Genomic DNA, 20,667 nt, shown 5'->3' with positions numbered 1-20,667 from the left:
TTCTTCGCCTCCTGAGCGTCCTCGGCGCGGGCGTTCACGCGGCGACCCGCTCGGCGCCGGCCGCGGTGATGCCCTTGGTGGAGGCGATCACGTTCTTCAGCTTCTTGGAGAGCGCCTCATAGAACATGCTCAGGGGAAACTCGTCCGGAAGCACGTCGTCCACGAGCTTACGCGGCGGCAGGCTCAGATCCAGGGCGTCCGGGCCCTTGGCCCAGCGCGATCCCGGGTGCGGCGCGAGGTAGGCCGCGACCAGCTCGTACGCCTTGAACCAGTGGACGAGCTTGGGACGGTCGATGCCGGCCCGGTAGAGGTCCTCGATCTCGGCACACAGCTGGTTGGTGACCTGCGGGGCGCGCTGCCAGTCGATGTGCAGCTTGTTGTCGGTCCAGCGGACGACTTCGTGCTTGTGCAGGTAGGCGAAGAGCAGCTGGCCGCCGAGGCCGTCGTAGTTGCGGACGCGGTCGCCGGTGACCGGGAAGCGGAACATCCGGTCGAAGAGCACCGCGTACTGCACGTCACGACCGTGCTGGTGGCCCTCGGCCTCCAGCTTCACGGCCTCCTTGAAGGCGGTGAGGTCGCAGCGCAGCTCTTCGAGGCCGTACATCCAGAACGGCTGCCGCTGCTTGATCATGAAGGGGTCGAAGGGCAGGTCACCATGGCTGTGGGTGCGGTCGTGGACCATGTCCCACAGCACGAAGGCCTGCTCGCAGCGCTCCTGGTCGTCCACCATCGCGGCGATGTCCTCGGGCAGCTGGAGGCCCAGGACGTCCACGGCGGCCTCGGTGACGGCGCGGAAGCGGGCGGCCTCGCGGTCGCAGAAGATGCCGCCCCAGCTGAAGCGCGCCGGTGCCTCGCGCACGGCGATGGTCTCCGGGAAGAGAACGGCCGAGTTGGTGTCGTAGCCGGCCGTGAAGTCCTCGAAGGTGATCCCGCAGAACAGCGGGTTGTCGTACCGGGTGCGCTCCAGCTCGGCCAGCCAGTCCGGCCAGACCATCCGCAGCACGACCGCCTCGAAGTTGCGGTCCGGGTTGCCGTTCTGCGTGTACATCGGGAAGACGACCAGGTGCTGGAGGCCGTCCTCACGGTTCGCGGCGGGCTGGAAGGCGAGCAGCGAGTCCAGGAAGTCGGGGATCCGGAAGCCCCCCTCGGCCCAGCCGCGCAGATCCTTCACGAGCGCCTCGTGGTACGCCGCGTCGTGCGGCAGCAGCGGGGCGAGGCGCTCGACGGCGTCTATCGCCCGGCGTACGGCCAGATCGACGTCGGCGGCGTCCGGGGCGCCCTCCGCCTCGAAGTCGATCGAGCCGTCCTTGGCCTGCCACGGCCGGATCTCCTCCACGGCATCCTTGAGCACGGGCCAAGCCGGGTGCTCCACCACCCTGCCCACGGGAGGAACCCGCTCCTCCGTACCCACCTGCACAAGAACATCCGTCATGTCTCATCCTCCACGGGAGAACCTCGCGTATGCACACCGTATGTAAATGAGGTTCCTTCCCGCAAGGGGAGACTCGATAGATTATCCTGCGCAACCCCCATCTTCACCGCTCTTTTTCCTGTCGTACACCGCGCGGGCGACCACTTCCGCCAAGCGGTGTCGAGCATTCCAGGCGTCCCGGGAGGAGCCACGAGGGCGGGCGGGACCGCTGTGCGGACCTGGGGGCCCGATGCGTCAATCCGCACAGGACTCGCCCACCCCCGGGTGATCCGGACCGGCCGCGCAGGGCGCCCCCCGCCCGGCCGGGACACGCCCTGCCTGGCGTACGAGCGGGTACATCGCGGGGCCGGGCCATTAGGCTGCGGCCTTGCCGCGTGGGCGCCGCCGGGACCACGCGTGCGCAGAGCCGCCGTCGACGGAAGCGAGTCGCATCTTGAACTTCCTCACCATCGGTCATCGCGGAGTGATGGGTGTCGAGCCCGAGAACACCCTCCGTTCCTTCGTCGCCGCCCAGAACGCGGGCCTCGACCTGATCGAACTTGATCTGCATCTGAGCAAGGACGGCGCACTCGTCGTCATGCACGACGCGGACGTGGACCGTACGACCGACGGCTCGGGACCGATCTCCGAGATGACGCTCGCGGAGCTGCGGGCGCTGGACGCCGGGTGCGGTGAGCGCGTACCCGTCTTCGAAGAGGTCCTGGACGCCGTCAGGTCGCCGTTGCAGGCCGAGATCAAGGACACGGCCGCGGCGCGGGCGCTGGCCGACGTGATGCACCGGCGCGACCTCGTGGGGCGCGTCGAGGTGTCGTCGTTCCACGACGAGGCGATCGCCGAGGTCACCCGGCTCGTTCCGGGCGTCCGCACCGCGCTCATCGCGAGCCGCTACGGCGTCGACGTCGTGGACCGCGCCGTGGAGGCCGGTGCCGCGACCGTCTGCCTGAACATCCGCCGGCTGACCCTGGAGGTCGTCGAGCACGCCCGCAAGGCCGATCTGAGGATCATCGGGTGGGTGGTGAACACCCAGGACCAGCTGCGGCTGGTGCGCGCGCTGGAGCTGGACGGCGCGACCACCGACTACCCGGAGATCAAACGCACCGGCCGTTTCACGGCGTGACGCCCGCGCCGGCGCCCGGACGAGCGCCCGCGGCGCGAGCGCCCGACGGCCTCGCCGGACGTCAGGCCAGCGGCTTGACCAGCAGCTCGAACCGGAGGTCGTCGCGCTGCGGGACACCGAAGCGCTCGTCGCCGTACGGGAACGGGGTCATCCGTCCCGTACGGCGGTAGCCGCGCCGCTCGTACCAGGCGATGAGGTCGTCGCGTACGGAGATCACGGTCATGTGCATCTCCACGACCCCCCAGGTTTCGCGCGCGTACCGCTCCGCCTCGGTGAGGATCACCTTGCCGAGGCCGCCGCCCTGGAGCGCCGGGCTGACCGCGAACATGCCGAAGTAGGCGTGGTCTCCACGGTGCTCCACCTGGCAGCAGGCGACGACGGACCCGTCCCTCTCGACGGTCAGCAGCCGGCTGTCGGGAGCCTTGATGACGGCGAGCACGCCCTCCGGGTCGGTCCGCTGTCCCTCGAGGATGTCCGCCTCCGTGGTCCAGCCGGCCCGGCTGGAGTCACCGCGGTACGCGGAGTCGATCAGCGCGACGAGGACGTCCACGTCCGCGTCGACGGCGTCGCGGAAGGTCAGTCCGTGGGAGGCGGCGGTGTTCATGGAGCGATTCTCCAAATCTCTGGATCTGTGGGTCTCTGGAACTCTGGTATCTCTGGATCTCTGGCGCGGCTCGGGCACCGCCGAGCGTAACGCCCCGGCCAGGGGCGGTACGGTGATCCACCCGGGATCACGCGACACCCCCTAGGCTCCGTGGGCATGGTGCATGTACTGAGCAGCCGGACCCTTCTGCGCCCCGCCGACCCGGAGCGCTCCCGCGCCTTCTACGGCGGGCAGCTCGGCCTCGCCGTCCACCGGGAGTTCGGTACGGGACCCGAGCGGGGCACGGTCTACTTCCTCGGCGGCGGATTCCTGGAGGTCTCCGGCCGTTCCGACGTGCCGCCCTCACCCGCCCTCAGGCTGTGGCTCCAGGTGGCCGACGCGGCCGCGGCGCACGAGGAGCTGACCGCCGCCGGCGTCGAGGTGCTGCGTCCGCCGGTGAAGGAACCCTGGGGGCTGATCGAGATGTGGATCGCGGATCCGGACGGCACCGAGATCGTGCTGGTCGAGATCCCGGCGGATCATCCGCTGCGCCACCGGCCCGGGATCTGAGGGCACCCGGCGGCCGGAGAGCGGATCGGATCTTCCGTGTCACCGCCGCCCGGCCGACGCGCCGGGCCGGGTCTCCAGTCGGACCGGGCCCCGCTCAGCCGCGCGGGACCCCCAGTCGGCCCTCCAGCTGACCGAGCAACTCCCCCAGAAGCGAGGCGAGTTCACGCTGTCGGGCAGCGTCGATACCGGACAGGGCCGTCGTCTCGTAGGCGAGCTGCTGGGGGAGGATGCCGTCGACGAGCTCGCGTCCCGCGTCGGTGAGCCGGACGTGCGCGACCCTGCGGTCACGGGTGTCGCCGCGGCGTTCGACCAGGCCGCGCTCGGTCAGCTGCTTGAGGCGCTTGGTGACGGCCGCGCCGGAGGAGAACGTCTCGCGGGCGATCTCACTCGGGGTCAGTTCGTGCCCGGTACGGCGGAGCGTCCCGAGGACGTCGAACTCGGGACGGGTCAGCCCGGCGCGGCGCAGTGGCGCGTCCTCGGCCTGCTGGAGGAGCGCGGCCGAGCGGTTGATCCGGCCGATGATCTCCATCGGACCGGTGTCGATGTCGGGATGCACGGCCCGCCACTGCCGCACGACCGCGGCCATCGTGTCGCCGGGCACCGCCGCCCGTCCGGCGCCGGTGTCCCCGCCCGCCGCCCGCCCGTTCGCTGCCGTCATGCCTGTGCGCCCTCCACGGAGTGCAGTCCCTGCCGTCGTACCGTCGCCGCGAGCGTACGGTGTCCGGACCGTTCCACCCGCATCACCCTTTCCTCCGGCAGGGCGCGTTGCCACCATTCGCCGGCGGCGGCGTCGGCGGTGGCCCGCAGCTCGACGACGGCGCCGGCCAGGTCGCGGCGGGCGGACTCCAGGGCGCCGGGCGCGGGACGCTCGGCGTCGAGGAGCCTCCCGGCGCGCTCGTCGGCGCGCTCGACCGCGCCGAGGGCGTCCTCGACGCGGTCACCGGCCCGCCGGTTGGTGACGGCCACCGCCGCGGCGAAGCCGACCAGCGCGCCCACCAGGGTGTCCACGACCCGGTCGGCCATCAGTTCGCCGGGCCGCTGGAGGTGGGCGAACTCGGTGATGAGCAGGGCCATGGGGGTGACACAGACGCTACCGAGCCAGTAGTTGCGCCCGATCAGGGCCTCGGCACCGAAGTTGAGGGCGAGACAGCACAGCACGAGGGCCGCCTGACCGAGGTGGGCGAGCGGGACGACGGCCGCGAAGACGAGTACGCCGACGAGGTTGCCGACCACGCGCTGCACACCCCGGCTCCAGGTCAGGGTGACATTGGCCTGGTAGAGCGAGGCGGCGGTGACCAGGGCCCAGTAAGGGCGCCCGACACCGAGGGCGAGCGAGGCGTAGCCGGCCAGCGAGCAGCCGAGCGCGACGCGCAGCGCGATCGGGGCCAGTGGGCCGAGCCGTCGCAGCAACGGCTTCTCCCCCAGGGCGAGTTCGGCCTCCACACCCAGGAGTTCACCGGCGGCCTCCCCGAGGTCGTCCGGGTGCGGTACGGGGCCGGTGCCGCGCAGGTCGCGGGCCCAGCCGCGCAGCCGCTCGGGCTCCGTGTCGGCGGGCGCGGCGATCGCCACCTCGGCCCGTACGACGAGCCGTTCGAGGGCGCGCCGGGGCGCGGAGCGGGCGCCGGTGGACAGCAGCGACTGCCAGGCCCCGTGCACGGCGGCGGCCGCGGCGGCACGGGAACGGGCGGATCCGGCGCCGGCGCCCCGCGTCTCGGCGTACGCCGCCGCGGCGTTGAGCGCGTGCGCGGTGGCCCTGCGCTCCGGTCCGTGCGGGCGGAGGAGTCCCGGGGCCATGCCGACGATCCAGGCCCAGACGCCCGCGGCGGCACCCAGCGCGAGATGGCCGGGAACCTCGCCGAGCGTCTGCGGCACGAAGAGGGACGCCGAGCTGATGAAGGAGAGGACCACATGGCCGGGCGGCCCGACCCGGGTGGCGTCGCACAGCGCCTTCTGCACGGCGGCGAGCAGGGCGCCGACCGTGACCAGCAGGACGGGGCTCGTGGTGAGGGAGGCGGCTGTCAGGGCCACGGCGAGTCCGGCGAGCATGCCGAGGACCACCCCGGCGAGGGCACGGCCCCGGGCGGCGTACGGGCGGTTGTGTGCGTAGAGCGCGCAGAGCGACCCGGCCATGGTGTACATCGCCAGGTCCAGCCGGCCGAGCGCCAGGAGTGCCAGGTTCGGCGGCGCCACCGAGACGACCACGCTCAGGGCGGGCTTGAACCAGATGTCGGAGGGCCGGCCGAGGCGGAGCGCCCCGGCCAGCGGGAGGCGCCGCGCGCCCGGAGCGGGACCGGGGCGGCGCGCCCGGGGGGTATGGGGGGTCGCGGTGCTCATAGGGGAAGACTAGCAAGTATTTCGTAAGTAAAACACTCGCGCGATATATCGGCGTCGCCACGCCTCCCCCTCCCACCTGCTGCGCTTCCCGCACGCTCCCCCGAATGCACCCCTGCGCCCGGTCTTCACCGGCTTGCGCGCCACCACGCGCGGGCATACCCGGTCCGACGTCCGACAGCGTCGAGCGGGGGGAGGTGCGCGGTGCACGGACCGGCTTCGCCCGGCTGGCTGCTCGTCGCGCTGTGCGCGGCGACCGGGGCCTACTGTCTGCTGCGGATGCGCAGCACGGTCGAGGAACAGCGCCGCACGGCCGGCGGCGAGGCACTCATGGGGTTCGGCATGGCGGCGATGGCCGTGCCCGCGGCCGTGGCCGCTCCGCCCCACTGGGCCTGGCTCGGGTACGCCGCGGTGTTCGGTGCGGCCGCCCTGCGCGCACTGTGGGCCGCCCGCGGCGGCGGGCATCATCTGCATCATGTGGTCGGTGCCTGCGCGATGGCCTACATGGCGGTCGTGATGGCCGCCTCCCCCGGAGGCCACCACGCGCACGGCGGTTCAGGGGTGCCGCTGGTGACCGGGGCACTCCTCCTCTACTTCACCGCGTACGTGCTGGTGTCCGGGGTCCGGCTGCTGCCGGTCGCGGCCATGACCGGGAGCACCGGGGCGACGGTGCCCGGCTCCGCCCGGACCCCCGGCTGGGGCGATCGTCCCGAGTTGTCGCGGGCGTGCCGGCTGTCGATGGGGATCGCGATGCTCGCCATGCTGGTCACCCTCTGACCCGCGGGCCCGCCGCACCGGCGGGACCACTCCCGCCCCGGGCGGCGAAAACCGTGGTGTACGTCACTTTGCCGTCGCGGTTTGTATCCCTCGGCGACGCTCCGCTCATAGGCTTCACCCATGATGGTCCCCGCGGCACTGTTGCTGCTCGGCGCCCTGGCCGCCGTGGTCGCCCCACGGCTGCTCGCCCGGGCGGACTGGCCGGACCGTGAACCTGTGGTCGCCCTGTGGGCGTGGCAGTGCGTGGTGGCGGCCGTTCTGCTCTGCTGCGTGCTGTCGATGACGCTGAGTGCGGCCGCCGCCTGGGTGGCGGTACGCGGCCATGTGTTCGCCCCCGCGCCCCACTCGGTCGTGAACGCCTACGCGTTGAGCACCGGAGGCACGTGGGCCGCGACGACCGCGGTGGCGCTCGCGTGCGGCGGCGCCTGGACCGCGGCCATGCTGGTCCGCGAGGTACTGGGCGCGCGGGCGCGCCATCGCCACAGCCGCGCCGAACTGCGCCTGCGCGCACCACTGTTGCCCGGCGAGGAGCCGGGCACCGATCGGCTGGTGGTGCTGGAGGGCGAACGTCCGGACGCCTGGTTCCTGCCCGGCCCCGCTCCCCAACTCGTCATCACCACGGCCGCGTTGCGCCGCCTCAAGGGTCGGCGTCTGGATGCCGTGCTCGCCCATGAGCAGGGGCACGCGCGGGCCCGGCACGACTGGCTGCTGCACTGCTCGGCCGCGCTCGCCGTCGGCTTCCCGCAGGTCCCTGTCTTCGCCGCGTTCCGCGACGAGATGCACCGACTGGTCGAACTGGCCGCCGACGACATGGCGTCCCGCCGTTTCGGGCGCCTGACCATCGCCCTCGCACTGGTCGAACTCAACGAGGACCGGGGCGTGTTCGGCCCCTGCCCCACCCCGCAGGCCCATCTGCCGGCGCGGGTGCGCCGCCTCCTCACTCCTCAGGACCGGCTGACACCGTCGCGGCGGCTGCGCCTGACGGCAGCGGCCACCTTGGTGCCGGTCGTCCCGCTGCTGGTGACGTTCGTACCCGCGCTGCGGGCACTCGGCTGAGGCGGGCGGCGCGGGCGCGCGGGCTCCAGGCCAGGGGGTTGGGACGTCCGTGCCCCGGCATGAGCACGGGCGGCGCGCGCCGGGGGCCCGGCAGGGCAATCGGGGCGGCCCGGTGCGCCCTTGACCCGCACGGGCCGCGCCGCGAAGGATCACCCTCATGACGATCAAGTGCGTGCTCTTCGACTTCTCCGGAACGCTGTTCCGTGTCGAGTCCACCGGGTCCTGGCTGCGTGCCGTGCTGGCGGAGGCCGACGTCACCCTTCCCGAGGCGGAGTTGACGCGTAAGGCCGCCGATCTGGAGGCCGCCGGCGCGCTTGCCGGAGGTGCCGTCCCCGCGCGGCCGCTGCCGACGGAGCTGGCGGAGGCGTGGCGCAGGCGCGATGAGAGCGCCGCGTCGCACCGGGCCGCCTACACCGGCGCGTCCCGACTGGTGCCGCTGCCCGACCCCGCGCTGCACGAAGCCCTGTACGACCGCCACATGAGGCCCGCCGCCTGGCACCCCTATCCCGACGCGGCGGAGGTGCTCGCGGCGCTGCGCGGACGCGGGGTCGCGGTGGGCGTGGTCAGCAACATCGGCTGGGATCTGCGGCCCGTCTTCCGCGAGCACGGCCTCGACCCGTACGTCGGCGCCTACGTCCTGTCGTACGAGCACGGCATCCAGAAACCGGACGTCCGGCTGTTCGCGACCGCCTGTGAAGCACTGGGGGCGGCACCCGAGGACACGCTGATGGTCGGCGACGACCGCCGCGCCGACGGAGGCGCCGCGGCGCTGGGCTGCGCGGTGCACTTCGTGGACCACCTGCCGGCGGCTGCCCGGCCCGACGGACTGCGGCCGGTGCTCGACCTGGTCGACTGACCGCCGGCCCTGCCCCCGCCTCTCAGCTCTGGTAGCCCTCGACCTGCGAGGACGGCCGTACGTGGGCCTCGTCCGGGTTCTCCCCGAACTCGGTCTTCGCGCGCCGCTGACGCAGCAGGTCCCAGCACTGGTCGAGCTCGCGCTCGAGCTGCCCGAGCCGCTGGTGTTCGGTGTCGGAGTCGATCTGCCCCGACGACAGGGCGTCGCGGAGCTGTCGCTCGTCGTCCACCATCGCCGTGATCTTCGCCAGGATCTGCTCTTGGTTCATGTCCGTCAGCCTCCTCGGGACTCGTGCCCACTGTAAGGAGATCCTCCCCCGCACCGCACGTCCGCCTGAGACGTTCCCCCGCGACGCCCCAGGCGGACGGCAGCCCGAAGCGGACCCCTGAAGGGGTCGCGACCCGGACGGCCTGAGTATAGTTGGCTGGCAGCCAGTCAACACAGGAGTTACAGGATGTCCCCGCGCAGCCCGTCGGTCAACGAAGAGCTGCGGCGGCGTTCCCGGGAGCGGCTTCTTCAGGCCGCGCTGGAGCTGGTGGGCGAGCGCGGGTACGACGCGACGACGCTCGGGGACATAGCGGATCGCGCGGGATCCGCGCGCGGACTGGTGTCCTACTACTTCCCCGGCAAGCGCCAGCTCGTCCAGTCCGCGGTGCACCGGCTGATGCACCGCACGCTGGAGGAGGGGCTGGAGCGCGAGCCGCGCACCGCGGACGGCCGGGAACGGATGGCGCGGGCCATCGACGCGGTCCTCGGCCTGGCCCGGGACAGGCCGGTCCTCATGCGCCAGCACATGGCCGGGATCCTGCACGACGAGGGATTCGTGCAGTGCCCCGAGCAGCAGCGGCTGGCGCGGCTCCTGCGCGAGACCGTCGCCGGTCACGGCTCGCCGGACGCGGCCACCGACTACCCGATGCTGCGCGCGCTGCTGATGGGCGCGGTGTACGCGGCTCTGGTGCCGGGCGCGCCGATGGCGGTGCCGACGCTGCGGGCGGAGCTGTTCGAGCGCTACGGCCTCGACTGGGAGATGGGGGTCCCGCCGGACACCGAGGTGCCCGGCGGGACGTACGGGGCGGATCTGTCACGGTTCTTCGCGACCGGCCGCCTGCCCGACGATCAGTCGAAGTAGTCCGGCTGGGTCTGGACGTTGAGCTCGCGCAGGTGGACCCGCTCGGCCGGGTCGGTGCGCCGGTCGCGGAGCCTCAGGACGTCGAAGCCCTTGGCGATGTCGTTCGAGTAGATGTAGCCGTTGTAGTAGTACGCCGACCAGGAGCCGCCGACCTGGAGCGTGTCGGTGCTCAGCGGGCCGCGCTCGAAGTAGGCGATCTCCTTCGGGTGGAGGGAGTCGGTGAAGTCCCAGACGGAGACGCCGCCCTGGTACCAGGCCTGGACCATGAGGTCCTTGCCCTTGACCGGGATCAGCGAGCCGTTGTGGGCCACGCAGTTCTCGGTGTCCGCCTGATGGCGCGGGATCTTGTAGTAGCTCCGGAAGACCAGCTTGCGCCGGTCGCCCTTGCCGACGATGTCGTAGATGCCGTCCGCGCCGCGGTTCGGACCGATGGCCGCGTTGCAGGTGGCCGCGCCGCCGCCGCCCAGCTCGTCGGTGAACACGACCTTGTCGGCCCTCTGGTTGAAGGTCGCCGAGTGCCAGAACGCGAAGTTGACGTTGTCCTCGACCTGGTCGATGACCTTGGGGTGTTCGGGGTCCTTGATGGAGAACAGGATGCCGTCGCCCATGCAGGCGCCCGCCGCGAGGTCCTTGGAGGGCAGCACGGTGATGTCGTGGCAGCCGGTGGTCTTGGAGACGCCCGGGTTGGTGGGCGAGCCCGGGTTGCCTCCGCCGTCGGGCCCCTCACCGGGGAAGAGCACCGGGAAGTTCACCACCGCGGCCTTCTCGGGGGCGCGGCGCGGCACCTTGATGACCGAGATGCCGTCGTGCGGGGGCCGGCAGTCGGGGAACGTGGCGCTCGGCGAGTACGAGGACACGTAGATGTAGACGTTCCTGCGCTCCGGCACCAGTGAGTGGGTGTGCGAGCCACAGGCGGTCTCGACGGCGGCGACGTACTTCGGGTTCGCCTTGTCGGTGATGTCGAAGACCTTCATTCCCTCCCACGAGGACTTCTCGGTCGCGGGCTGCGTGGTGCTGTTGCAGGAGTTGTCGCTGCGCGAGGAGTCGGTGGAGAGGAAGAGCAGGTCGCCGGAGACGGAGATGTCGTTCTGCGATCCCGGGCAGAGCACCTGGGAGACCGTCCTCGGGGCCTTCGGGTTGCTGATGTCGAGGATGCGGAAGCCGTCGTAGTTGCCGGCGAAGGCGTACTTGCCCTGGAAGGCGAGATCCGAATTGATCCCGGGCAGGGCGTCCTTGGGGATGTTGGTGAGGTGCTGGACGTTGTCGGAGTGGACGATCTCGTCCTGTCCGGGTATCTCGCCGCTCGCCATCGCCGCCTTCAGCTCGGCGGCGTCGCTCCGGGAGACCTTTTCCCGTGCGGCGGGACCGTCCCCGGGGTCGGGGGTCGCGGCCGCCGGGCCGGCTGTGAGCAGCGCGGCCAGGAGTCCGGCCGCGACGGCGGCAACTCCCAGGCGTCTGTGCCGCGTTCGGGGATCGTGTAACAGGGTCACTGCGTCCTCCCTTGTAGCCGTTCGCAGAGGAACGGTTCACGGACCCCAGAAGTATCGTCCGTCCCATGCGCTGATCAACAGATGGCAACGTACTAGTCATGAGACTTTCTGGTCAGGCACGTTCGAAAGCGTGCTAGGACGGTCATGAACTCCCCTGTGGTGTAAGCCGATCCGTGTGTCCCAGGAGGTCGCTGTGCTCGTCCGCCGTTCCCCCCGCGCGTCGCTGGTCACGGTTTCCCTGGTGGCCGTCGCCCTCACCCTCGGGGCCTGCGACGACTCCCCCGCTCCGGCCAAGTCCGGTGGTGCGGGCGGGCCTTCGGTGATCGCACCGGGGAGGCCGGGCGAGGCAGCGGAGACCCTCTCGGTCGACGACGCCGCGAAACAGCGCGCCGAGGACGACTCCCCCAACTCGGCGGACTACGCCTACGCGCGGATGATGATCGAACACCACGCCCAGGCACTGGAGATGACCCGGCTCGCCCCGCGACAGGCCGAGTCCGGCCGGGTGAAGGCACTCGCGGCACGCATCACGGCCGCGCAGGGACCCGAGATCAGCACGATGAAGGGCTGGCTCGACACCCACGACGGCGACGGGCACGCCACGGAACACCGGCACGAGGCGATGCCCGGCATGGCGACCGACGCTCAGCTCAAGGCGTTGCGCGTGGCCCGCGGCAAGGTCTTCGACCGGCTTTTCCTGAAGCTGATGATCACGCACCACGACGGGGCGGTCTCGATGGCCACGGACGTGAAGGCCCAGGGCAACAACATCCAGATCGAGGAGATGGCCGACGACGTGATCGCCCAGCAGACCAGTGAGATCGGCAGGATGCGCGCGATGTCGTGACGGTCCGCGGCCTTCGCGGGCACTCGGCGCCGGCCCGTTCGGTGACGCACATGACGGGGGGTCAGGAACCCCTCGTCGCGCGGCCCTGCGATCAGCCGCAGTGACCTGCGCCGGCTGTGACCGGTGGCGCACATGACCGCCAGGACCGGATCCGCGCCGTCCGGCCGCGAGGCCCGGTACTCCTCGGCGGCCGGCGGGCGCCCCTCGACGCCACGCGGCCACGCGCCGCGGACACGGCCGGACAGCGGCCCCGCGGGCCTCCCCGCCCGCGGCGCGGCGCTCCCGCCGCACGCCTCGACGAGGGGCTCCTCGATCCAGTCCGCGAGCGCCGTGAGGTCGCCCAGGGACAACGGCGGCCGGGCCCGGACGTCCTCGATGGAGACCCCCTCACCGGCCGTCACCGCGAGTACGTCGACCCTGGCGCCGTCCGCGAAGTCGATCCGGACGGAGAACCACCGCGTGACGCTGTCGCGCTCCCGCACCTCCCACGCGGGCCACACGGACACCGAGCCCTCCGGCCGATCACCATCAGAAAGACCGAGAAAGGATGCTTCCGGCACTCGCAGAACGTAACCGCATGATCACACTCCATACGAACGGACGCGCACACGTGTGCCGCGCGCCGCACCCTGTCAGCGGGCCATGAGTGGTGCGATGCTGGAGCCATCAGCGATCTCCTCGGGCTGTTCCGGGTTTCGGGTTGGGAGTTCCGCCGTGCTGCATGTCGCCGTTGTCGGCTCCGGGCCCAGCGGGGTCTACACCGCCCAGAGCCTCGTCCAGAGCGGGCTGCCCGGTATCAGGGTGGACGTCCTCGACCGGCTGCCGTGCCCCTACGGCCTGGTCCGCTACGGCGTGGCCCCCGACCACGAGAAGATCAAGTCGCTCCAGAACACTCTGCGCGCCGTCCTGGTGGACGAGCGGGTGCGGTTCCTCGGCGGTGTCCAGGTGGGCCCCGGCGGCGTACCGGCCGCGCGGCTGCGCGAGCTGTACCACGCGGTGGTGTACTGCGTGGGAGCCGCCACCGACCGTCATCTCGCGGTGCCCGGCGAGGAGCTGTCCGGCAGTTGGTCGGCGACGGAGTTCGTGTCCTGGTACAGCGCGCACCCGGACTCCGTGGCCGACGGAGCCGCCGGATTCGTGCACGGCACCCGCTCGGCCGTGGTCATCGGCGTCGGCAACGTCGCGGTCGACGTGACCCGGATCCTGGCGCGCGGCGCGGCCGAGCTGAGCCCCACCGACATGCCGCAGGCGGCGCTCACCGCGCTGGCCGCGAGCACGGTGACGGAGATCAGCATGGTCGGGCGGCGCGGTCCTTCGCAGGCCCGCTTCACCACCAAGGAACTGCGCGAACTGGGCGGACTGCCGGACACCGACGTCGTGGTGGACCCCGAGGAGTTGGCGCTCGATCCGCAGTATGCCGACCCGTCTGCGCTGCCGGCCGCCCAGCGCCGCAACGTGGAGGTACTGCGCGGGTGGGCCGCCACCCCGGCGCGGGGCCGTCCGCGCCGGATCCGGCTCCGTTTCTTCCTGCGCCCCGTCGCGCTGCTCCCCCGCGACGGCGACCCGGACGGCGCCGGCGGGCGGGTGGGTGCCGTGCGCTTCGAACGGACGGTGCCCGACGGACAGGGCGGGGTGACGGGCACGGGTCGCCACGAGGACATCTCGGCGCAGTTGGTGCTGCGGTCGGTGGGCTATCGCGGGGTTCCGCTCGAAGGGCTGCCGTTCGACGCGGAACACGGCACAGTGCCCCATCTCGCCGGGCGGGTGCTGCGGGACGGCGCGGTCGCTCCTGGCGAGTACGTGGCGGGCTGGATCAAGCGTGGCCCGACGGGTGTCATCGGCACCAACCGGCCGTGCGCGAAGGAGACGGTGACCTCGCTGCTGGAGGACGCGCCCGGTCTCGTACGGCGCGAGGTGACCGACGATCCGCTCGCGGCGCTGCGGGCGGACGGCCTCGCGCCGGTCGAATGGGCCGGCTGGGAGGCGATCGAGCGGGCGGAGGCGGAGCTCGGGGCCTCCCTGGGGCGGCGTGTCGTGAAGCTGCCTGACTGGACGTCACTGCTGGCGGCGGCGCGGACGGCGACTTCCTGAGGGCTCGCCCGTCATCCCCGCGGGATCCGGCGGAGTCGTCCGGGGTTCCGTGGGCATGACACACATCGGCAACAGACCGGACATCAACAAACTGTTCAAGCCCTCTACGGTCTCGTGCTGTCCGGAGGTTCCCCCGTACCGTCCGGCCGCCCCGGTCCGCCGCCGTCCCTGGAGTGCCCATGGCAACCACCGCACCCGTGCATCCCGTCGACGAGGTCCCGCCCGTACGCGGTCTCGCCGCCTTCGGGCTGCAGCACGTGCTCGCGATGTACGCGGGAGCCGTGGCCGTCCCGCTGATCGTGGGCGGCGCGATGAAGCTCTCGCCGGCCGATCTGGCGTATCTGATCACCGCCGACCTGCTGGTCTGCGGCATCGCGACCCTCATCCAGTGCGTGGGATTCTGGCGCTTCGGCGTACGGCTGCCCATCATGCAGGGCTGCACGTTCGCGGCGGTCTCACCGATGGTGCTCATCGGGACGACCGGCGGCGGACTGCCCGCGATCTACGGGTCGGTGATCGTCGCGGGCCTCGCGATCATGCTGTTGGCGCCGGTCTTCGGCCGGCTCCTGCGCTTCTTCCCGCCGCTCGTCACGGGCACCGTCATCCTGATCATCGGGGTCTCACTGCTGCCGGTGGCGGGCGACTGGGCCGCCGGCGGCGTGGGCGCCAAGGACTTCGGCGAGCCGAAGAACCTGGCGCTCGCGGGCTTCGTGCTGGCCGTCGTCGTGGCGGTGCAGCGGTTCGCGCCGCCCTTCCTGAGCCGGATCGCGGTACTGATCGGCATCGCGGTGGGCGTCGCGGTGGCGGTGCCCCTCGGCTTCACGGACTTCGGCGGCGTCGATGACGCCGACTGGCTGGGGATCAGCACGCCCTTCCACTTCGGCGCCCCCGCCTTCCACGCCTCGGCGATCGTCTCGATGCTGGTGGTGGCGCTGGTGACGATGACGGAGACGACCGGCGACCTCATCGCGGTGGGTGAGATGACCGATCGCAGGGTCGAGCCGCGCACGCTGGCCGACGGGCTGCGCGCCGACGGCCTCTCCACGGTTCTCGGCGGTGTCTTCAACACCTTCCCGTACACGGCGTTCGCGCAGAACGTGGGTCTCGTCGGCATGACCCGGGTACGCAGCCGCTGGGTGGTCGCCGCCGCGGGCGGCATCCTCGTACTGCTCGGTCTGCTGCCCAAGCTGGGTGCGGTGGTCGCGGCCGTACCCGCGCCGGTGCTGGGCGGCGCGGGTCTGGTGATGTTCGGTACGGTCGCCGCGAGTGGGCTGCGCACCCTGGCCGGGGTGGACTTCAAGGGCAACGACAACCTCACCGTCGTGGCCGTCTCGGTCGCCGTGGGCCTCCTGCCGGTCGGGGTGCCGACGGTCTACGAGAAGTTCCCCGACTGGTTCCAGACGGTCATGAACAGTGGGATCAGCGCCGGTTGCGTGACGGCGATCGCCCTGAACCTGATCTTCAACCATCTGCCGGGCAGGCCGGGCGCGAAGGACGGCGCCGCCGCTCCGGAGGCACCCACGGTCAGCGCCTGAGGGCTGTCCCGCGATACCCGGCGGGCGCGCCTGGCCACCAACCGGGCAGCAGGGACCTCAGCCGGCGCCCCGCTCCGACTCCTGGCGTGCCGCCGCGGCGAGGACGCAGCCGATGAGTCCCGGGAACAGCGTGTCGAGGTCGTCCGCGCGCAGTGCGTTCATCTTGGCCGTGCCGCGGTAGACCTGCCGGATCACCCCGCTCTCACGGAGCACCCGGAAGTGGTGCGTGGTGGTCGACTTGGTGACGGGCAGGTCGAAGTGCGAACAGGACAGCTCGTCGCCGCCGGCGGCGAGCTCTCGCACGATCCGCAGCCGCATCGGATCGGCCAGCGCGTGCAGCACGCCCTCCAGACGGATCTCCGCACACGCGGGATGGGCGAGATCCCGGCTGCTGCCGGCGGGGGCGGCGGTCGTCACGGCGGCTCCAGTCCTCGGGGCGGGCTCTCGTCCGGCATCGTCTCCGGCCTGCTGGGCTCCACCGGTTCCCATTGTACGAGACCTCTCGTAGTTTGACACTTGCCGTACTACGATGCCTATCGTAGTAGCCGCAGCCCGGTCCCGCGACGAATGGAGTCCTCCGTGAGCGCGCTCTTCGAGCCCATCACCCTGCGCGATCTGACCATCCCCAACCGGGTGTGGATGCCGCCGATGTGCCAGTACTCGGCCGCACCGGAGGGACCTTCGACGGGCGCCGCGAACGACTGGCACTTCGCCCACTACGCCGCCCGCGCCACCGGCGGTACGGGCCTGATCGTCGTCGAGGCCACCGCCGTCTCGCCCGAGGGCCGGATCAGCCCGTACGACCTCGGCATCTGGAACGACACCCAGGTGGAGGCGTTCCGTCGCATCACGGGTTTCCTGCGGGGCCAGGGCACCGTGCCCGGGATCCAGCTCGCGCACGCCGGGCGCAAGGCATCGACCGACCGTACCTGGACGGGCGGCGCGCCGGTCGGTGAGGACGCGTACGGATGGCAGCCGCTGGCCCCGAGCGCGCTGGCCTTCGACGAGCGCCATCCGGTGCCGACCGAACTCACCGTGGACGGGATACGGGAGATCGTCGGCCAGTTCGCGGACGCGGCCCGGCGCGCCCTGGACGCCGGATTCGAGATCGTGGAGATCCACGGCGCCCACGGCTATCTCGTCAACGAGTTCCTCTCCCCGCACTCCAACCGGCGCACCGACGAGTACGGCGGCTCCTACGAGAACCGCGTCCGCTTCGCCCTCGAGGTCGTCGACGCCGTCCGTACGGTCTGGCCCGAGGACAAGCCGCTGTTCTTCCGGGTCTCGGCCACCGACTGGCTGGACGAGGGCGGCTGGAGCGCCGACGACACCGTCCGCCTGGCCGCCCGGCTCCAGGAGCACGGCGTGGACCTGCTGGACGTCTCGACAGGCGGCAACGCCTCGGGCGTCCGTATCCCGGTCGGGCCCGGCTACCAGGTCCCCTTCGCCGCACGGGTGAAGGCGGAGACCGGGCTGCCCGTCGCCGCCGTCGGCCTGATCACCGACGCCGAGCAGGCCGAGAAGATCGTCGCCAACGACGAGGCCGACGCGGTGCTGCTGGGCCGCGAGCTGCTGCGCAACCCGTCGTTCGCCCGCATCTCGGGACGTGAGCTGGGCGCGGACGTCCACGTGCCCGAGCAGTACCACCGCTCGGTCTAGGTCGTACCGGCCTCTACCGGGGAGACCGGTGTCCTCAGGGTCCGACGGCCCGGGCGGACGCCGGATTGCGGTGCAGTCGCCGCAGGATCAGGGCCAGTTGGAGCCGCAGCCGGCCGTGCGGGTCGTGCACCGGCCAGTCCAGCCAGTGCTCGGCCTGGGCCAGACGGCCCTGGAGCGTGGAGTGGTGCACGTTCAGTTCCGCGGCCGCGGCCCGCAGACTCGAGCTGAAGGCGACCGCGTGCAGCGTGCTCGCCGCCCAGGGAGCCGACGCGACGGCGTGCTCCAGGGCGCGGACGTCGGGCACGGGTGCGTCGGCCGGTCCGGCCGACGCCGCGAGCGGCGCGAGTCCGCCCAGTTCGTCCGCGTACACCGTGCGGGGGCCCGGGTCCTGGTCGGTGCCCTCCGCGGTGAAACGCAGAGCGGTGCGGGCGGCGGCGTACGACGCCGGAAGGTCTCGTACCGGCACGGCGGGGCCGACACCCGCGCGACGGCCGCCGGTGCGGGGAGCGCGGGCACCGGCGGCCGGCACCGCTTCGACGCGGGGCCCTCGCTCCGCGGTCACCACCACCCGGGCCGCGGCCACGTCCCGCAGTCCGAGCCGGACGGCCGCTCCGTGCCGGGCGTGCTCCGTCGCGGAGGCGTCGAGGAGTACTTCCAGCGAGGCGGGATCGGCAGGCCCGGCATCCGTCGGGGCCCGGCCGCGGGTGCGGTCGAGGACGACCCGGGCGGCGGCCGCGGCACGCTCCACGACCATCGCGTGCACCCCGTCGCAGGGCCCCGCGCGCTCCAGCCAGACGGCCCCGGACCCGCCGGGCCTCAGGGGGGCGGACGGCCAGGCCGGGTCGATGGGTCCGCCCTCGTCGCGGCGCAGCCCGTCGGCCTCGACCCGGACCCGGACTCCGCGCTCCTCGTCGACCAGGCGGGCGGGGCAGCCGGCCAGCACGGCCGCGCCCCGCACCAGGGACTCCAGGCCGGCCCGGCCCTCGGTCAGCCGGTCGAAGTAGGAGATCACCCGCAGCGCGGCGCCCGCGTCGGGGTCGAGCGCCGCGAGTCTGCCCGCCAGTTCCTTCACCGCATGTCACCTCGCACGGGCGTCGCCGGTCACGCGGTCCGGGCCGCCGACCGGCCGGTGCGCAGCGGCCGGACCGGCGCTTTGGGGTGAGCGCCGAGCCCTCATGCTCCGTCACCGGGCCGCCGGTGCCAACCCGTCCTCTCAGAACTCCCGCCGGATCCGGTCAGTTCCCCAGCAGTCGGCGCAGCCACCGCAGGCGTGCCGCCTTGGTGTCCTGGGACAGGGCGGCCTGCGGCGCCATCTGGTCGTATCCGTGGAAGCCGCCCGGCCAGACGTGCAGTTCGGCGCGGCCGCCCGCCTGCCACATCCGGGTCGCGTAGGCGACGGCCTCGTCACGGAAGGTCTCGGCCGAACCGACGTCGATGAACGTCGGGGGCAGTCCGGTGAGGTCCTCGGCGCGCGCGGGGGCGGCGTAGGGGGAGACGTCCGGGCCGCCGCGCGCGTCGCCGAGGAGGGCCGTCCACCCGGTGTCGTTCGCCGTGCGGTCCCACACGCCCAGACCGGCCATCTGGTGGCTGGACGGGGTGTCGTTGCGGTCGTCGAGCATCGGGCAGAGCAGCACCTGCCCCAGCAGCGCCGGGCCGCCCCGGTCCCGGGCGAGCAGGGCGACGGCCGCGGTCAGGCCACCTCCGGCGCTGCCGCCTGCGACGATGATCCGGTCCGCGTCGAATCCCAGTTCCGCGGCGTGCTCGGCGGTCCACACCAGTCCCGCGTAGCAGTCCTCGACCGGCGCCGGGTGCGGGTTCTCCGGCGCGAGGCGGTACTCCACGGACACCACCGCCGCGCCCAGTTCCCGCGCCCAGTCGAGGATCTCCGGGACCCCTGAGCGGCTGTCGCCGACCACCATCCCGCCGCCGTGCGTGTGGTAGATGACCGGCACCGCGGCATCGGTCCCCGTGGGCCTGCAGACGAGCAGGGAGATGTCGGGGGCGCCCCGCGGCCCGGGAACCGTGCGGTCCTCGACCTCGAAGGCACCCTCCCCGGTCAGGTCCGGATCCGCTCCCTCGAACGCCGCCATGCTCTCGCGCAGCGCCGGGATCATCTCGGGGTGCAGGGCGGGCGGCATCTCCTCGGCGACGACTTCGAGGGCTGCGGCGAGTTCCGGGTCGAACGGCGGAGGCGGTCCCACCCGGAAGCGCTCGTTCCCGGAGGAGGGTGCGGAAGGTACGGCGGTCATCGGCTCTCCCTGCGTCACGGTCACGCCCCTGTGACCACTGTCGTCATCGTGCCCCGGGCCCGCGGTACGGCGGGAGCGCCATACGGCGGAGAACTCCCGCCGAACGGCGGGAAGCTCCACGGAACCGACGACGGTGTCCGCGTCCCCGGGCATGCCTGGTCGGTGGTGCCGGAAATCAGTGGCGCGCGGCCGGCGGGGGTGGCGCGAGATCCAGGTCACCCCGGCTCCCTGTCACACATCACCCCGCCACCCCGGTCATACGTGCGTACCCACAACCCGTAGTCGATCGTCAGGAGATCACGATGGAATCCCGTCTCAACTACTTCGGCCACCCCCTCGCGGGAAAGGTGCTGAAGGGCATCAACTCGGCCGGCCAGGCGGCTTCGGAAACGACGCTGCCGCACACGGTCCAGGAACTCGTGAAGATCCGCGCGAGCCAGATCAACGGCTGCGGCTTCTGCACCGACATGCACACGAAGGACGCCGTGGCGGCGGGCGAGACCGCGCAGCGGCTCCACCTGGTCGCGGCCTGGCGTGAGGCCACGGTCTTCACCGACGCCGAGCGCGCCGCGCTGGAACTGGCCGAGCAGGGCACCCGCATCGCCGACGCCGCCGGCGGTGTGACCGACGAGGCATGGGCCGCCGCGGTCAAGCACTACGACGAGGAGCAGCTCGTCGCCCTGATCTCCCTCATCGCCATCATCAACGCCTACAACCGCATCAACGTCATCAACCAGCAGCCCGCCGGCAGCTACCAGCCCGGCCAGTTCGGCTGATCGACACCCGTCCGCCGGACACGACCGGTCCGTCTCCGCGCCGCCCCGACCCAGGCGAGGAGACGGACCACCGGCGTGCGGGCCGCCCGCGACCCCCAGCCCCCGCGCCCCCGCCCACACGCCACACACGCCCGTCAACCCCAAAGGGCCAAGCGTCGAAGGCCCCCCC

General features: G+C 72.3%; 20 protein-coding genes and 1 pseudogene. 11 read left to right on the top strand and 10 right to left on the bottom strand.

Annotated elements, in window-relative coordinates; all coding sequences use genetic code 11:
- Positions 1–34: 34 nt before the first annotated feature.
- Positions 35–1,432, bottom strand: coding sequence for a DUF6421 family protein (locus ABZV34_RS25900; RefSeq protein WP_356281159.1), 1,398 nt, complete (start codon positions 1,430–1,432; stop codon positions 35–37).
- Positions 1,433–1,865: 433 nt separating this feature from the next.
- On the opposite strand from ABZV34_RS25900, the gene ABZV34_RS25895 reads away from it, so the two are divergent.
- Entirely contained in the window at positions 1,866–2,549 is a 684-nt protein-coding gene (locus tag ABZV34_RS25895) for a glycerophosphodiester phosphodiesterase family protein (protein WP_356281156.1), read from the top strand.
- Between the two features lie 61 nt (positions 2,550–2,610).
- On the opposite strand, the gene ABZV34_RS25890 is transcribed toward ABZV34_RS25895, so the two are convergent.
- The gene (locus ABZV34_RS25890) at positions 2,611–3,153 is read right to left on the bottom strand and encodes a GNAT family N-acetyltransferase (protein ID WP_356281153.1); all 543 of its coding nucleotides are present in this window, start codon (positions 3,151–3,153) and stop codon (positions 2,611–2,613) included.
- Positions 3,154–3,309: 156 nt separating this feature from the next.
- Here ABZV34_RS25890 and ABZV34_RS25885 point away from each other — a divergent pair, with 156 nt between their 5' ends.
- The gene (locus tag ABZV34_RS25885) at positions 3,310–3,702 is read left to right on the top strand and encodes a VOC family protein (RefSeq protein ID WP_356281150.1); all 393 of its coding nucleotides are present in this window, start codon (positions 3,310–3,312) and stop codon (positions 3,700–3,702) included.
- 94 nt (positions 3,703–3,796) lie between these two features.
- Here the strand turns inward: ABZV34_RS25885 and ABZV34_RS25880 are convergent, their stop codons facing one another.
- On the bottom strand, positions 3,797–4,360 hold the full coding sequence (locus ABZV34_RS25880; protein WP_356281147.1) for a MarR family transcriptional regulator: 564 nt from the start codon (positions 4,358–4,360) through the stop codon (positions 3,797–3,799).
- The gene (locus tag ABZV34_RS25875) at positions 4,357–6,036 is read right to left on the bottom strand and encodes an FUSC family protein (RefSeq protein WP_356281144.1); all 1,680 of its coding nucleotides are present in this window, start codon (positions 6,034–6,036) and stop codon (positions 4,357–4,359) included. Before ABZV34_RS25875 ends, ABZV34_RS25880 begins: the two co-directional genes overlap by 4 nt.
- A 201-nt stretch (positions 6,037–6,237) precedes the next feature.
- On the opposite strand from ABZV34_RS25875, the gene ABZV34_RS25870 reads away from it, so the two are divergent.
- The 3 genes from ABZV34_RS25870 to ABZV34_RS25860 all read left to right on the top strand — a co-directional run bounded on the left by ABZV34_RS25870 (position 6,238) and on the right by ABZV34_RS25860 (position 8,722).
- The gene (locus tag ABZV34_RS25870; protein WP_356281141.1) at positions 6,238–6,810 is read left to right on the top strand and encodes a DUF5134 domain-containing protein; all 573 of its coding nucleotides are present in this window, start codon (positions 6,238–6,240) and stop codon (positions 6,808–6,810) included.
- A 120-nt stretch (positions 6,811–6,930) separates the two neighbouring features.
- The gene (locus tag ABZV34_RS25865) at positions 6,931–7,866 is read left to right on the top strand and encodes a M56 family metallopeptidase (RefSeq protein ID WP_356281138.1); all 936 of its coding nucleotides are present in this window, start codon (positions 6,931–6,933) and stop codon (positions 7,864–7,866) included.
- Positions 7,867–8,023: 157 nt separating this feature from the next.
- Complete coding sequence (locus ABZV34_RS25860; protein ID WP_356281135.1) at positions 8,024–8,722, top strand: HAD-IA family hydrolase; 699 nt, start codon at positions 8,024–8,026, stop codon at positions 8,720–8,722.
- Positions 8,723–8,744: 22 nt separating this feature from the next.
- Here the strand turns inward: ABZV34_RS25860 and ABZV34_RS25855 are convergent, their stop codons facing one another.
- Positions 8,745–8,990 carry a DUF2630 family protein gene (locus ABZV34_RS25855; protein ID WP_168526749.1) on the bottom strand — a complete coding sequence of 82 codons (246 nt, stop codon included), beginning with the start codon at positions 8,988–8,990 and terminating at the stop codon, positions 8,745–8,747.
- 186 nt (positions 8,991–9,176) lie between these two features.
- Between ABZV34_RS25855 and ABZV34_RS25850 the strand changes: the two genes are divergently transcribed.
- A complete protein-coding gene (locus tag ABZV34_RS25850; protein WP_356281132.1) occupies positions 9,177–9,851 on the top strand; it encodes a helix-turn-helix domain-containing protein in 675 nt (224 codons plus the stop codon).
- Here the strand turns inward: ABZV34_RS25850 and ABZV34_RS25845 are convergent.
- Positions 9,839–11,341: a hypothetical protein gene (locus ABZV34_RS25845; RefSeq protein ID WP_356281129.1), complete on the bottom strand. Its 1,503-nt coding sequence runs from the start codon at positions 11,339–11,341 to the stop codon at positions 9,839–9,841. The two genes, ABZV34_RS25850 and ABZV34_RS25845, sit on opposite strands and share 13 nt — an antisense overlap.
- A 193-nt stretch (positions 11,342–11,534) precedes the next feature.
- Between ABZV34_RS25845 and ABZV34_RS25840 the strand changes: the two genes are divergently transcribed.
- On the top strand, positions 11,535–12,188 hold the full coding sequence (locus ABZV34_RS25840; RefSeq protein WP_356281259.1) for a DUF305 domain-containing protein: 654 nt from the start codon (positions 11,535–11,537) through the stop codon (positions 12,186–12,188).
- A gap of 44 nt (positions 12,189–12,232) precedes the next feature.
- Here ABZV34_RS25840 and ABZV34_RS25835 read toward each other — a convergent pair.
- Positions 12,233–12,694 (bottom strand): annotated as a pseudogene (locus ABZV34_RS25835) (DUF6214 family protein); the annotation flags it as partial.
- 208 nt (positions 12,695–12,902) lie between these two features.
- Between ABZV34_RS25835 and ABZV34_RS25830 the strand changes: the two are divergent.
- Positions 12,903–14,279, top strand: coding sequence for an NADP oxidoreductase (locus tag ABZV34_RS25830; RefSeq protein WP_356281126.1), 1,377 nt, complete (start codon positions 12,903–12,905; stop codon positions 14,277–14,279).
- Positions 14,280–14,458: 179 nt separating this feature from the next.
- Positions 14,459–15,814 (top strand): nucleobase:cation symporter-2 family protein, encoded by a 1,356-nt coding sequence (locus tag ABZV34_RS25825; protein ID WP_356281123.1) that lies wholly within the window; start codon positions 14,459–14,461, stop codon positions 15,812–15,814.
- Between the two features lie 57 nt (positions 15,815–15,871).
- Here ABZV34_RS25825 and ABZV34_RS25820 read toward each other — a convergent pair whose 3' ends face one another.
- A complete protein-coding gene (locus ABZV34_RS25820; protein ID WP_356281120.1) occupies positions 15,872–16,231 on the bottom strand; it encodes a helix-turn-helix domain-containing protein in 360 nt (119 codons plus the stop codon).
- A 162-nt stretch (positions 16,232–16,393) separates the two neighbouring features.
- Here ABZV34_RS25820 and ABZV34_RS25815 point away from each other — a divergent pair, with 162 nt between their 5' ends.
- Positions 16,394–17,473: an NADH:flavin oxidoreductase/NADH oxidase gene (locus ABZV34_RS25815; RefSeq protein WP_356281118.1), complete on the top strand. Its 1,080-nt coding sequence runs from the start codon at positions 16,394–16,396 to the stop codon at positions 17,471–17,473.
- Between the two features lie 34 nt (positions 17,474–17,507).
- Here ABZV34_RS25815 and ABZV34_RS25810 read toward each other — a convergent pair whose 3' ends face one another.
- Both ABZV34_RS25810 and ABZV34_RS25805 read right to left on the bottom strand, forming a co-directional pair.
- Complete coding sequence (locus ABZV34_RS25810; RefSeq protein ID WP_356281115.1) at positions 17,508–18,545, bottom strand: helix-turn-helix domain-containing protein; 1,038 nt, start codon at positions 18,543–18,545, stop codon at positions 17,508–17,510.
- Positions 18,546–18,708: 163 nt separating this feature from the next.
- On the bottom strand, positions 18,709–19,722 hold the full coding sequence (locus ABZV34_RS25805) for an alpha/beta hydrolase (RefSeq protein ID WP_356281112.1): 1,014 nt from the start codon (positions 19,720–19,722) through the stop codon (positions 18,709–18,711).
- A 302-nt stretch (positions 19,723–20,024) separates the two neighbouring features.
- Between ABZV34_RS25805 and ABZV34_RS25800 the strand changes: the two genes are divergently transcribed.
- The gene (locus ABZV34_RS25800; protein WP_356281109.1) at positions 20,025–20,498 is read left to right on the top strand and encodes a carboxymuconolactone decarboxylase family protein; all 474 of its coding nucleotides are present in this window, start codon (positions 20,025–20,027) and stop codon (positions 20,496–20,498) included.
- Positions 20,499–20,667: the final 169 nt, after the last annotated feature.

Source organism: Streptomyces sp. NPDC005195 (genome assembly GCF_040608315.1).
In the GTDB taxonomy this organism is placed as follows: domain Bacteria; phylum Actinomycetota; class Actinomycetes; order Streptomycetales; family Streptomycetaceae; genus Streptomyces; species Streptomyces kaempferi.
This window is presented reverse-complemented; position numbering and strand designations above follow the sequence as displayed.